Annotated in this window: 12 protein-coding genes and 1 tRNA gene; 5 read left to right on the forward strand and 8 right to left on the reverse strand. The window is 66.5% G+C overall.

Features of this window, described 5'->3' with window-relative positions; all coding sequences use genetic code 11:
• Positions 1-193 precede the first annotated feature (193 nt).
• Positions 194-853 carry a hypothetical protein gene (locus FHR82_RS43805; protein ID WP_184816633.1) on the forward strand — a complete coding sequence of 220 codons (660 nt, stop codon included), beginning with the start codon at positions 194-196 and terminating at the stop codon, positions 851-853.
• A gap of 1559 nt (positions 854-2412) precedes the next feature.
• Positions 2413-4125, forward strand: a complete 1713-nt coding sequence (locus FHR82_RS47880) for a tyrosine-type recombinase/integrase (protein ID WP_311771582.1) — start codon at positions 2413-2415, stop codon at positions 4123-4125.
• Between the two features lie 135 nt (positions 4126-4260).
• Here the strand turns inward: FHR82_RS47880 and FHR82_RS43815 are convergent, their stop codons facing one another.
• The gene (locus tag FHR82_RS43815; protein WP_184816634.1) at positions 4261-4416 is read right to left on the reverse strand and encodes a hypothetical protein; all 156 of its coding nucleotides are present in this window, start codon (positions 4414-4416) and stop codon (positions 4261-4263) included.
• A gap of 154 nt (positions 4417-4570) precedes the next feature.
• Here FHR82_RS43815 and FHR82_RS43820 point away from each other — a divergent pair, with 154 nt between their 5' ends.
• A complete protein-coding gene (locus FHR82_RS43820; RefSeq protein WP_184816635.1) occupies positions 4571-5359 on the forward strand; it encodes a hypothetical protein in 789 nt (262 codons plus the stop codon).
• A 153-nt stretch (positions 5360-5512) separates the two neighbouring features.
• On the opposite strand, the gene FHR82_RS43825 is transcribed toward FHR82_RS43820, so the two are convergent.
• The 4 genes from FHR82_RS43825 to cmk form a co-directional block, all read right to left on the reverse strand.
• Positions 5513-5586: transfer RNA gene (locus FHR82_RS43825), tRNA-Pro, on the reverse strand.
• Positions 5587-5638: 52 nt separating this feature from the next.
• The gene (der, locus tag FHR82_RS43830; protein ID WP_184816636.1) at positions 5639-7051 is read right to left on the reverse strand and encodes a ribosome biogenesis GTPase Der; all 1413 of its coding nucleotides are present in this window, start codon (positions 7049-7051) and stop codon (positions 5639-5641) included.
• Positions 7044-7679 (reverse strand): lysophospholipid acyltransferase family protein, encoded by a 636-nt coding sequence (locus FHR82_RS43835; RefSeq protein ID WP_184816637.1) that lies wholly within the window; start codon positions 7677-7679, stop codon positions 7044-7046. Before FHR82_RS43835 ends, der begins: the two co-directional genes overlap by 8 nt.
• Positions 7676-8395, reverse strand: coding sequence for a (d)CMP kinase (gene cmk / locus FHR82_RS43840; protein WP_184816638.1), 720 nt, complete (start codon positions 8393-8395; stop codon positions 7676-7678). Before cmk ends, FHR82_RS43835 begins: the two co-directional genes overlap by 4 nt.
• A 134-nt stretch (positions 8396-8529) precedes the next feature.
• Between cmk and FHR82_RS43845 the strand changes: the two genes are divergently transcribed.
• Entirely contained in the window at positions 8530-9093 is a 564-nt protein-coding gene (locus FHR82_RS43845; RefSeq protein ID WP_184816639.1) for a snapalysin family zinc-dependent metalloprotease, read from the forward strand.
• 93 nt (positions 9094-9186) lie between these two features.
• Positions 9187-9717 (forward strand): snapalysin family zinc-dependent metalloprotease, encoded by a 531-nt coding sequence (locus FHR82_RS43850; RefSeq protein ID WP_221465062.1) that lies wholly within the window; start codon positions 9187-9189, stop codon positions 9715-9717.
• Here the strand turns inward: FHR82_RS43850 and FHR82_RS43855 are convergent.
• Genes FHR82_RS43855 through FHR82_RS43865 form a run of 3 tightly spaced genes read right to left on the reverse strand, consistent with a single transcriptional unit; the run spans position 9714 to position 12507 of the window.
• Positions 9714-10907, reverse strand: coding sequence for an aminotransferase class V-fold PLP-dependent enzyme (locus tag FHR82_RS43855; protein WP_184816641.1), 1194 nt, complete (start codon positions 10905-10907; stop codon positions 9714-9716). The two genes, FHR82_RS43850 and FHR82_RS43855, sit on opposite strands and share 4 nt — an antisense overlap.
• Complete coding sequence (locus FHR82_RS43860; RefSeq protein WP_184816642.1) at positions 10904-11710, reverse strand: tryptophan 2,3-dioxygenase; 807 nt, start codon at positions 11708-11710, stop codon at positions 10904-10906. Before FHR82_RS43860 ends, FHR82_RS43855 begins: the two co-directional genes overlap by 4 nt.
• Entirely contained in the window at positions 11707-12507 is an 801-nt protein-coding gene (locus FHR82_RS43865; protein WP_311771583.1) for a PaaX family transcriptional regulator, read from the reverse strand. The genes FHR82_RS43860 and FHR82_RS43865 overlap by 4 nt, the downstream gene beginning before the upstream one ends.
• Positions 12508-12546: the final 39 nt, after the last annotated feature.

Genomic DNA, 12546 nt, shown 5'->3' on the forward strand with positions numbered 1-12546 from the left:
GTTCTTGCCGTGCGGATGATGGGCGTTGCCGGATTGGCACTCCCTGCCTGCATCGTCGAGTCAGTACACAAACGTCACACGCGTGCGCGGGATTCGTCCGAATGGACTAACCGCCCTGAGATCGAGTGAAACGCCGTCCGGTCATTCGACGACGTATCCCGTCGTAAACCCGAAGCACAGGTGAGGGAGCGGAGTGCAGCTTCTGGTTGGCGCCAAACTCAAGGACAAGCGCCGTGATGCGTGGCTGGCATCGTTGGCTCCGCAACTCCACCCTGGCGAGCAGGTGCTGGCCCTCGTGCCCAACAGCCTTCTACGCCCGCTGTGTAACGGGCTGGCCGTGACCAACGCCCGCATCCTCGCCTTCTACAGCGCCGAGGTCGAACACAACGGCCCGAAACTGGAGGTCTCCGCGAGCGACCTTGCCCGCGTGGAGATCAACCTCCGCCGCGGCAGCTGTTACCTCATCGCCCACCGCCGCCATGAGGGCGAACTGGTGCTCGCCTCGGTCCACAAACAGGACGCCACCATGGTGCGTCAGACCGCCGAACAACTGGTCATGACCAGCGCCCCGACCGACATGCAGACCGCCGCAGTAGCGCAAGCCGTCCAGGAGCCGACGCGACCAAATCGGTGGAACCAGGCAGAGGTAAGCCACGCACCGAATGAGAAGACCTGGCCGCGGACAAGGACCACCGGGGCCAAGCCGCCGACAGCGCGCCCGCCGGCGTCAGATCAGAGTTCACTCATCGATGAGCTCTCCAAACTGGCCTTCCTCCACCGGCAGGGAGTGCTCACGGACGCCGAGTTCGCCGCGGCCAAACAAGCCGCGATCGACCGACAGGCAAGCACGTGAACGACCTGCTCGTATGTCCGCCGCAGCGGAGCGGGTCTGAGGTGGTTCCTAGAGGGATCAAGCCGAGCGAACGAACACCAGCTTGTCCGCGAGTGTCATCTCTGCGGACGTCAGGTCGTCAGACGCTCGCCGCCGTTCGCACCGCCAGTTCGGCGGTAACGCCGCGGCACCTGAGACCAGAGAACGCGTTCCGGTCGGCTGATTGCATACGGGGCGCCACCTTCCAGAGCGCTATCTGGATCTCCTTGACCTCAGCCCGGGCGCAGCCGGAGTGACCAATCGCCCAATTGTGCTGGCGCTGGCCCACCAGGCCGCCCCCACCCGTCTCCGGGGCATCAGGTCGTGTTCGTCCAGGCACTTCGCATTCGTGCTGAACCGAGTTCCGGCTCAGGTCGGCAACGTCTACGGTGGCCACCCCATCAACGGGCGAGTGATCCGAGTAGCCGAGCTCAACCCGGCAATCGGGCCTCTTGTGACTCCAGGTACCGGCGGAGTAGCTGGCCCGACCACAGTCACGGCGGTAGCGGCCAACCGGTCTAACACAGCCACTCGGCCGACATCAAAAGGCGCTGGGAAGGTCCCATTCTGGGAAAATCCTGGGACGGCGAACCCTGGTCCTATGTGGACGTCGAAAAGCGGCCGTCTACCTGCGTAAACGGCCGCCTTGTCGGGCTGACAGGATTTGAACCTGCGACCCCTTGACCCCCAGGACGTTGGAGTAGCCGTTTTGGCTGGTCAGACAGGGTGCACGGGTACCGCATGCCGTTCCCCGGAGAGTGCATCGTTCGAAGTCGCGCATGACGTGTGGTCCCCAAATGGTCCCCAAGCCGATGCGCCCCCACCTGGTCAAACGAGGCCGTTGGTGGCTGCTCGTCGCGAACGAGTTGGTCCTCCTCGTCGGGTTCCTCGGCGCCGACGATCCGTCATCCGGCCGACCTGACAACACACCCCGCCGTTCCGGGTGAGCACGGTGACATCCGAGAGGGCGGGATCAGGGTCGATTCCGCGGCTCACTTCGTCGCCCTGCGCATCCTGTTCGGCGTCCCTCTCCCCCACTTCCTGACCTCCATCGACGGCGCCCTTCTGCGGCGGGTGGAGGACGCCAGTTGCTGCCCATGCCTGGGTGAGTTCGTGGTGCGGCCAGAGGACGAGCTGACTGGGGCTGACGTGGTGACGCATGGCTGCCCTCCTGGAGGTGGCCTGGTGTGGTCCGTTCCTTCGCACTGGCCGTCGGTTAGCGCCGGGTCGTCGACGTCAAGGGTGGGCGTAGCCCATCGGCGTAGCCGACGCGACGGAGGAGCGCCCTTGATGGCGGCGGGCCGGTGTTAAAGGATCACCGGCTGTTCGAGGGGACGGCCGCGGCGAGTCGCTGGTGCCATGCTCGGGGTGCTGGGTGGCGTCGCTTGTGGGTGGCGGGCGGCGGCCGTGAGCGGAGCGGCAGGCCGTCCGCCCGCGCGGCGCGCTTGCGCGCCGCCTTGATCCCATAGAGCCGGATTCGGCAGTGAAACACTTTCGATGTTCACAGCGACTGCCTGGACATGCCCGGTTATAGTGCGGACGTGTCTGAAGAGGACGTGCCGTCGTTTGGCGTTATTCGCATGCGCGGCGGACGGTACGAACGACACGGCCTGCCGCTAGAGGCAGCAAGCGAGCTTCAACGGTACGAGCATCTCGTGATCCGAGTAGCTCGGGCCCTCTACATGCGGCAACACCCGCAACGAAGGCGGTCGCCGCGCGGCTTCACCACCTCCGTAATTCTGCGTCTTACCGCAGTACAAGAGGGCAGTGTGATACCTGTACTCCGTCGTGACGAGTTCTTGACTCAGGACGCACTTATATCACCTCTATATGACTACTTCGACCAGGCCCGACTAGCCATCAATCAGGCCCTAGGCGAACTGGAATCAAATAACAATCTCGGCGGTTCGTTTCCGGTTGAGTGCATAAAGGACTTTGCCGCTTTCGGCAGAAGTCTTCGCGAAGACGAGCGCATCGAGTTCTCCAACGATGGTACCAATCCCGTTCGTTTCAGCCACAACACTCGCCGTCGTCTCCAGGAGATTGCCCAGCTAGATCTCATCGATGTAGAGACTGCCATACAAGGACAAGTCACCGGGCTACGTTCAGATCCACGGCAGTTCGATTTTGTAGTATCGCCCACAGGACGAAAACTTCTAGGCTCGTACCAGAATGCCGAGGTATGGGACGACCTTCGCGCCTTTCAGGGATTCGCTGAACGAGCACCCATGGTCTCGCTCTCCGTAGTCGCAGCACAGTCTCTAGATGGAAGTATTCGATCAATATCGAACGTTCTCAATGTAGAACCCGCCCTGCCTGCGGAATGGGCGGATCGAATTAAATACTTGGCTGACTTGGAAGATGGCTGGCTTGACGGAAGCGGCCTGGCACCAAGCAGCGTCGCCCTCGATAAGACAGAGGAGATTCTCCTCGCATGCGTTGATGAGAATGTTCCCCGCCCTGGGATATATCCCACGGAGAGCGGCGGCTCATTGCTTGAGTGGCCAGAAGTTTGGAAAGAAGTTGAGCTTGAAATCCTCAATAATGGCGACGTGTTAGCTCGGGTGATTTCAAAGATAGACGATGCGGATCGCCGTGAACGCTATCAAGTTAGCGATCTCGCTCTGCCCGACTGGCACACGCTGACCCGGCTCGCTGACGCGCTGGTCGCCAACTCGTCCGGCGAGTACCGGGGCTGGGGTGACGTGGTGCTGTTCGCCGCCTGCACCGCCGCGCGCATCGGGGAGGTGTCCGGCTGCCGGGTGAAGGACATCGACACCGACGAGTGGACATGGACCGTCCGGCGCCAGACCACCCCCTCCCCCGGCGGCCTCGCCGACAAGGGAACGAAGGGCAAGCGCGCTCGCACCGTGCCACTGATCGAAGAGGTTCAGGAGTTGGTTCAGCAACGGATGGCGGACGTCGACCGTGACCCTGAGGCTCGGCTGTTCGTCGGGCCCCGGGGCGGCCGAATCACGACGGCCGTACTCCGGGACGCGACAAGGTGGGATGACGTGGTGGGCAAGCTCGGCTATGAGCACCTGCGACGACACGACCTGCGACACACCGGCCTCACCTGGATGGCCGACGCGGGCGTGCCGGTGCACCACCTGCGCAAGATCGCCGGACATGGATCGCTGACCACAACACAGCAGTACCTGCACCCGGATCGCCAGTCCGTCACCAATGCCGGGGACCTGCTGTCCAGGCACCTGCGGGCACCGCGCCGCGCGAACCTGCGGGCAGTGCAGTGACTAACAGTGGTCCTCAAAGGATCACGGAAACAATCTTGAAGTGATCCACTTCGGATGGCGATAGGAGCCCTCTGAGCTGGTGAAGGGGCTACTATGCGATCGTCGGGCCGACAGGACAGGTTGCCCCTGAGCACCTCACCCGCGCGTCTTCCAGGAACCCTCTGCCTGCTCTCGCAGGATGTTGTTGTCCATCGCGTTGGCGACACGCAGAGGTCTCGTGCCCGAGTTCGCGAGCTTCGCGTGCTGTTCGGTCGCCTGGAAGAGCTGGCAGAGCTTGTGGGCTACTCTCACAGCGTTACCTACATCCCAATACACAGGCGTTCACCAACGCTGGAGCGCTGCTTTCCAAGCACTTAAGAGCTCTTCACCCTGGTCAACTACGAGTTGTCCAGGCGTGTGCATGCCACCAGAGAAACAATAACCGGCTTTTTGGAACGAATAGAAAGTGACGGTCAGCTTGCTGGAGATGGCAGTTTCCTTTGTTCTCGGCCTCCTTGGAGGAGTGACTCTCCAGGCCTACCTTCGGCCACTGTCGGCTCTCATCGAACGTCGGGCCCGGAAGCACTGGAGTGACCCATTAATAGTCGCCTTTGAACGAGATCCGTCAATCATCTGGTCTGGCGAAATGGATTGGATGTCGTTTTCTGTCTATATCGATGATCCATCCAGGATTCCAGCCATGCCCATAGGTAGGGCCGAGTGGATGGCAGCTGCACGATCGATCAACGCTGTTGATGCGTTTACAACGCAGCTAAAGATCACGTTGCAGGCTAGGACGGAGGCAGCCGTTGTCATCGAGCGTGTTCGCGTTGTGGGACACAGAACGATCCCTCTCGATCACGGAATGATTCTCACCAGGCCCACCGGGGGAGCCGAACTGGAACCGAGACGGTTTGAAGTCGAACTGGACGGCTGGGGACTTGAACCGCTAATCACCTGGAAGAATCTTGGTAGCGACGGTCAAGACAATCCCCCTGGCCTTAAGTTGGCAGCAGGTGACGTTGAAAGGTTTCATATTTGGGCAACCACAGGTTACGGCACAGACCAGGCAATGTGGCACGAATGGAGCTTGGTTCTGGATATCTTGGTCGAAGGTGTCAAATTCGAGTACCCGATCAACGATAATGGCCAGCCATTCGTCACGGTAGCTGGCGGCGGTCTCCCGCATCGCATGAACGCAGAGGGCACCGAATGGGTAGATTTCGATCCAGATTCGGATACAGCCGGGTCCTGAGTGGTGACACGCAGGCCCATAGGCCTTGGACGCCCAGCGGTCCCCAGATGGTCCCCAACGCACCGCTAAAGTGATCTTGGTCAAGATCGACACCAACACAAGCAAGGGCCTCTGACCTGGTCAGATCCAGATCAGAGGCCCTTGTCGCGACCGTCGGGCTGACAGGATTTGAACCTGCGACCCCTTGACCCCCAGTCAAGTGCGCTACCAAACTGCGCCACAGCCCGGCCGCATCTCCTCTTCGAGGAGGTGCGCGATCAGCCTAGCGTACGCCCGCCGTCACTTCTTACGGGGGCGCTTCTCCCGCACGCGGACCGACAGCCGGATGGGGCTGCCCGTGAAGCCGAACTGTTCGCGGAAGCGCCGTTCGATGAACCGGCGGTAGCCCGCTTCCAGGAAACCCGTCGTGAACAGCACCAATGTCGGTGGCCGGGTTTGGGCCTGGGTCGCGAACAGGACCTTCGGCTGCTTGCCGCTGCGCACGGGTGGTGGGGTCGCGGCGATCAGGTCCGACAGCCAGGAGTTGAGCTGGCCGGTCGACACTCGCTGGTCCCACGAGGTCAGGGCGGTGCGGAGGGCCGGGGCGAGTTTGCGGACCGAGCGGCCGGTGAGGGCCGACACGTTGATGCGTTCCGCCCACGGGACTCGGACCAGGCCTCGGTCCAGCTCTCTTGTGAGCTGGTTTCGGCGGTCCTCGTCGACCAGGTCCCACTTGTTGAAGGCCAGGACGCAGGCACGGCCGGCGTCGACGACCATCGTGAGGACCCGGAGGTCCTGTTCCGTGATCGGTTCCGAGGCGTCCAGCAGGACGATCGCCACCTCGGCGGCTTCGATCGCGGCCCTGGTGCGCAGCGAGGCGTAGTACTCCATGCCGCTCGCTGTTTTGACGCGTTTGCGCAGGCCGGCGGTGTCCACGAACTGCCAGACCTCACCGTCGAGCTCGACCATCGAGTCCACCGGGTCGACCGTGGTGCCCGCCACCGCGTCGACCACTGCTCGTTCCTCGCCTACCAGGCGGTTCAGCAGGCTGGACTTGCCGACGTTGGGCTTGCCCACCAGCGCCACGCGGCGCGGGCCGCGGGCGGCGCCGAAGGCCTCCTTGGGCGTCGCCGGGAGGGCGTGCAGCACCGCGTCGAGCAGGTCGCCGGAGTTGCGGCCGTGCAGGGCGCTCACCGGGAACGGTTCGCCGAGGCCCAGGGACCACAGGGAGGCGACGTCGGCCAGGAGGCGGTCGTCGTCCACCTTGTTCGCGGCCAGTAGTACCGGCTTGTCGGAGCGGCGCAGGACCCTGGCCGCCGCCTCGTCCGTCGTGGTCGCGCCCACGGAGGCGTCGACCACCAGCAGTACCGCGTCGGCGGTGCGCATGGCCAGTTCGGCCTGTGCGGTGACCGACGCCTGCAGGCCGTCCGCCTTCGGGTCCCAGCCGCCCGTGTCGACCACGGTGAAGCGGCGGCCGTTCCACAGGGCGTCGTAGGCGACGCGGTCGCGGGTGACGCCCGGTTTGTCCTGTACGACCGCCTCGCGGCGGCCGAGAATGCGGTTCACCAGGGTCGACTTGCCCACGTTCGGGCGGCCGACCACAGCCAGTACGGGCTGTGGGGGCTCGCTGTCAGTGTCGTCGGGGTGGCCGAACTCCTCGTCGACCGCGGTCCAGTCGGACTCCTCGGCCCAGGTGCCATCCAGCTCAGTCATTGCGTTGCTCATCCAGTTCACGCACCAGGTCCGCCAGGTGCTTGCGAATTTCCTCTGTCGCGGCGACGAGGCCCGTGCGTCCACGCTGGACGGACAGCCGGAACGGCTCCCCTACCAGAACGTCCAGCTTAGGCCGGAACCTCCGCCGCGCGCCGGGCGGCCGGTACGTGCCGCGCGTCGCGACCGGCAGCACGACCGCATCGGTCATGCGCACGAGCCACGCCGCGCCCTGTTCCGCGTGGGCCACGTCGCCGCTTCCCCTTGTGCCCTCGGGGAAAATGCCCACCAGTCCACCGGCGCGCAGCACCGCGACGGCGGCCATCATCGGCTCCCGGTCGGCGACACCGCGCCGCACCATGATCTGGCCGAGCCACCGGAACGCGTGTCCGGCGACACCCTGCGACAGCTCGGCCTTCACGAGGAACACCGCGCGCCTGCGCACCATCCCGAACAGCACCTGCGGCTCGACGAACGAGCTGTGGTTCGCGACCAGCACCACCGGACCGGTCGCCGGCACGCGTGACCGGTGGTGGATCCGAATCCGGAACGTCGACCGGTGCAGCCACGTACCGAGCCAGCGCCCGAAGTCGTGCACCCACGGCACCGCGCCGGGGGGAAGCGTGCTCACCAGCCGGCTGCCACCCCACGCAGGTCGCGCTCGTCCACCAGCACCATGATCTCGTCCAGCACGCCCTGCAGGTCGAGGTCGGTGGTGTCGAGCCAGACCGCGTCGTCGGCGGGCTGCATCGGCGACACGGCCCGGCCGGAGTCGAGCTGGTCGCGGCGGTTGACGTCCTTGCGGGTGTCGTCGACCGACACGTCCCGGCCGGATGCGCTGTCCTGCAACGACCTCCGCAGCGCGCGGGCGTCGGCGGACGCGGTCAGGTACACCTTCAGCGCGGCGTCCGGCGCGACGACCGTGCCGATGTCCCGGCCCTCCACGACGATCCCGCCGCGCTCCTCGCACACCTGCGCGATGATCCGCATCTGCCGCGCGACGAGCAGCGTCCGGACCCCGCCGACCGCGGACACGGCCGACACCGCGAGCGTCACGGCCTGGCCGCGGATCTCGGTGCCGACGTTGTCCCCGCCGAGGAGTGTCTCCTGGTGGTTGGGGTCGGTGCTGACCTTGAGGTCGACGTTCTCGGCGATGCTGAGCACCGCCTCCTCGTCGTCGGTGGCGACGCCCGACCGCAGCACGGCCAGCGTCACGGCGCGGTACATCGCGCCCGTGTCCAGGTACCCCGCGCCCAGTGCGTCGGCGAGGCGGCGGGCCACCGTTGACTTCCCGGTCCCCGACGGGCCGTCCAGCGCGATCACACCACGCAGCTCGCCCAGTTGCACCGCGCTTGCCTCCTCGAGGTCAGTTCAGTCCATGTTCATTCTGCCAGGTGGCAACTGTTCACGACCATCAGCCGGTCCGAAGCGCTGACCTGCGCACCTAGCGTCCGAAGAAGTCAACCGAAGGAGGTAGACACATGTTCCGGCGAACCGTCCTCGGGGTGGCGGTGGCACTGCTCGGGCTGGTCGGGGTGGCTGCGCCGCAGGCGGCGGCAACCACGGAAGCCCAGGTCAGCACCGCCGCCGTGGTGCTGACCTACGACGACAGCCAGGCCGCCGAGTTCGTCGACGTGGTCGCGGCTGGTGCCGAGGTGTGGAACACGCACGTGAGCAACGTGCGGCTCGAGAAAGCCGAGCCAGGTACCGAGGCCGACATCACCATCATCGCGAACGACGGCTGGCCACAGGCCACGCTCGGACCGTTCTTCCCCGGTGAGGGTGGCGCCACGGTCTGGTACGGCAGGCAGGCCGTGAACGACGGCTACAACCTGGTCCGGATCGCGTCGCACGAGCTCGGCCACATCCTCGGGCTGCCCGACGTGAAGCCGGGTCCGTGCGAGAGCCTGATGTCCGGCAGCACCGGCGGCGTCGACTGCGACAACGTGAACCCGAACGCCGAGGAGATCGCGGCGGTCGAGGCGAACTACGCGGGTGGCAGGATTTCGGCGCCGCACAAGGGAACCGTGCTCGTCGAACGGTAACTGGTGACTCCTGACACACCGGCGGGCGAGGGTTAACCTCCAGTTACCCTGCAATAACTGGAGGTAACCGTGTTCCGCAGAGCACTCATAGGGTTGCTTGCCACCGTTTCCACGACCGCGGCGCTGGTCGCCGGCACCGCCCCGCAGGCGGCCGCTGACGTCCACGCCGCGGTCGTGACCATCACCTACAGCGACGCCCAGGCCGGCGAGTTCGTGAACGCCGTCGCCCAGGGCGTCGCGATCTGGAACGCCAGCGTCACGAACGTGCGCATCGTGAAGGCCGCGGCCGGTCAGCGCGCCGACGTGCAGGTCATCGCCGACAACGGGTGGCCGCGCGCCACGCTGGGCCCGGTGCGTCCCGGCGGCCGGGGCACCGTGTGGATGGGCCGCGAGGCCGTGAACGACGGCTACAACGTGGTCCGCATCGCGTCCCACGAGTTCGGCCACATCCTCGGGCTGCCGGACCGCAAGCCGGGCCCGTGCTCCAGCCTCATGTCGGGTAGCTCCGCGGGCGTGTCCTGCACCAACCCGAACCCGAACTCCACCGAACGCAGCCGCGTGCAGAGCCTGTACGCGGGCTGGCTCGCCCCGTCCGCCGACGTGGGCAAGGTGCTGGTCGGCTAGCGCAGCACCTCGCCGAGCGTGGCGATCGCGGCCTCGAGCTGCGAGTCCGACAGGTAGGGCGCGGGTCCGAGCCGGAGCTTGTCGCCCCTGCTGTCGGTCAGCACGCCACGTTCGGCGAGCTTCTCCTGCAGCTTCCCCGCCGCGGGCGCGGTGAGTGCGAGGAACCCGCCGAACGCCTCGCGCGGCGCCGACCGGTCCCGGGTGATCACGTCGGGAGAAGCGTCGAGGTCGTCGAACAGCGACGCGAGCAACCCGTTCTGGTGCAGCGAGACCTCGCGCAGGAACGACGGCGTGAGTTGGTGTGACGCGAAGAAGTCGAGTACCGCGGCGGCCCGGTAGTGGCTCGTCGGGTCGTAGGTGGAGCCGGCGAACCGGTCACCGCCCGGCGCGTAGCCCACCAGCCCGGACGCCTTCGACGTCAGGTCCTCGAACTCGGCGAACCAGCCGGTGATCACCGGGCGCAGGTCCTGCGCGTGCGACGGCAGGCGCAGGAAGCAGTTGCCCTCACCGAGCTGCAGGTACTTGTAGCCACCGCCGGTGATCCACGCGGACTCGAGCCCGCGCATGGAGAACGGCGCGACGCCGAGCGCGTGGTAGGCGTCGACGAGCAGCTCGGCGCCCTGGTACCGGCAGGCCGCGCCGACACCGTCGAGGCTGGGCACGATCCGCGAGGTCTCGAACAGCACGGCCGACACGAGCACCGCGGCCGTGCGGTCGTCGACCTCCGCCGCGAGCCGCTCGGCGAGCGTTTCGGCCGGTGCCGCCGCGACCCGCACGACCTCGACACCCTCCTCGGCGAGGCGGGCGAGCTGGCGGCGCAGCGTGTGGAACTCGCCGTCGGTGGTGACGAGCCTGGGCCGGGCCCGCAGGTCCAGGCTGGAGAGGAAGCGGACGACCAGCTCGTGGGTGTTGGCGCCGAGCGCGATGTCGCCGCCAGTGTCCCTGTCGCCGTCGCCGAGCAGGTCCCGGTAGGCCTGCCGCAGCCGCTCGGCCTTCGCGAACGCGAGGTCCCACTTGGCGTCGACGGCGGTGGACGCGTCGGTGAACGCCTCGACCTGGCCGTTCAGCGCGACATCCGGCCACGCCTGGTGTGAGTGCCCGGTGAGCAGCAGGCGATCGGCCACCCCGAACCGTCCATAGTGGACCGACAGCGCGTTGGGGTTGGCGCGCAGCGCGGCCAGTGTGGTCACAGCTGGCTCCGGACGGCCCAGAGGTCGGGGAACACGGCGTTGAACAGGGTGGTGCGCAGGTACGCGGCGCCCGCCGACCCGCCGGTGCCGGACTTGCTGCCGATGGTCCGCTCGACCATCTTCACGTGCCGGTACCGCCATTCCTGCATGCCCTCGTCGAGGTCGACGAGCAGGTCGGCCACTGTGGACGGACCGGAGTCGTCGGCGTAGACCTGCACGAGCACGTCCTGCACCGCCTCGGACTCGGTCCACTGTGTCCTGACGTCCCGGTTGAGCTCCGCGGCGGGGACGTCGTAACCGGCGCCCGCGAGGTACCGCAGGAACGAGTCGAACACCGCGGGCCGGGACATGGCCGCGGTGATGCGCGCGTACGCGTCGGAGTCCTTGTCGTACGGCGACAACATCCGCTTGTCGCGCCGCCCGAGCACGGCCTCCAGCTCGCGGAACTGCCCGGACTGGAAGCCGCTGGACTCGTCGAGGCGCTCGCGGAAGCTCGTGAACTGGCGCGGGGTCATTGTTTCCAGCACGTCGATCTGCGCGACGACCACCTTGAGGATCGTGAGCGCGCGGCGCAGCGTGCGCGTCGAGTGGGCCGTGTCCCCCTTCTCCAGACTGCGCTGCAGTTGCCCCAGCTCGTGCAGGAGCTGCTTGAACCACAGTTCGTACACCTGGTGGATGACGATGAACAGCATCTCGTCGTGCTCGTCGGACCGGGGCCGCTGCGCGCCGAGGATCTCGTCGAGCGCCAGGTACGACGTGTAGGTCAGTGCTGCGGACTGTCCACCTGGGACGGAAGCGGTCATGGCGCGGTCACCTCGTCGAAGTGGCGCTGGGCCGCGGGGGCCAGCGCCGGGTACAGGTCGTGGAACAGGCGAAGGGCCTCGGCCCGGCATTCGGGTGCTGGAACCAGGTCCTCCGGCAGCTCCGGGTCGAGTGTCGGGAACTCGCGGAACGTGTGTACCAGCCGGGTGCGCAGCAACAACGCGGCGCGGTCGTCGGTGACCTCGTGGTCCCGGAAGTGATCGACGAAGTCACGGTACCGCGCGGAAAGCTCGTCGAGGTCCCACACGCGGGTGACGAACGCGCCGAAGTCGACGGCGGTCGCCGGTCTGCCGAGCATGACCCCGGCGTGGGAGGCGATGTCCAGTTCGGCGAGCAGTGCGGCCAGTTCCTTCTCGCGGTCGTGCGGCGCGAGCCACGTGCCGTCCTGCACCGAGCCGAAACCGAGGAACCGCAGCCTGCTCACCAGGCGGGTGCGGGCGAGCCTGCGGCCCTCGGGGATCGAGTGCCACAGCACGGTCCAGGTCGTCTCGGTGCGCGGTCGTTCACCGAGTGTGAAGATCCGCTGGTCACCTTCGGCGAGCACGGTCACCGTCCTCGGGGTGAGCGCGTAGTGGACGTGCCTGCCGTTCTTGGCCGGCTTGAGGAGGTCGCGCGCGACGAGCCGGTTCAGCGCGACCCGCGCGGCGCCCTCGGTGAAGCCGAACTCGCCGAGCAGCCGCACCATGCCGCCGGACCAGACGGTGCCGCGCTCACGCGGGACGTGGTGCGCGCCGAGCAGCGTCAGCACCAGGTCCTGTGGGGCGGGCGAAAAGGTCACCTCCGCAGCATAGTTGACGCCTCAGCGGGGTCAACCGTA

This window comes from Actinophytocola algeriensis (assembly GCF_014203735.1).
Lineage (GTDB): Bacteria > Actinomycetota > Actinomycetes > Mycobacteriales > Pseudonocardiaceae > Actinophytocola > Actinophytocola algeriensis.

Excerpts from the sequence above, each read along its gene's own strand:
- der (WP_184816636.1), bottom strand. The coding sequence starts at position 7,051 with ATGACTGAGCTGGATGGCACCTGGGCCGAGGAGTCCGACTGGACCGCG.
- FHR82_RS43845 (WP_184816639.1), top strand. The coding sequence starts at position 8,530 with ATGTTCCGGCGAACCGTCCTCGGGGTGGCGGTGGCACTGCTCGGGCTG.
- FHR82_RS43860 (WP_184816642.1), bottom strand. The coding sequence starts at position 11,710 with ATGACCGCTTCCGTCCCAGGTGGACAGTCCGCAGCACTGACCTACACG.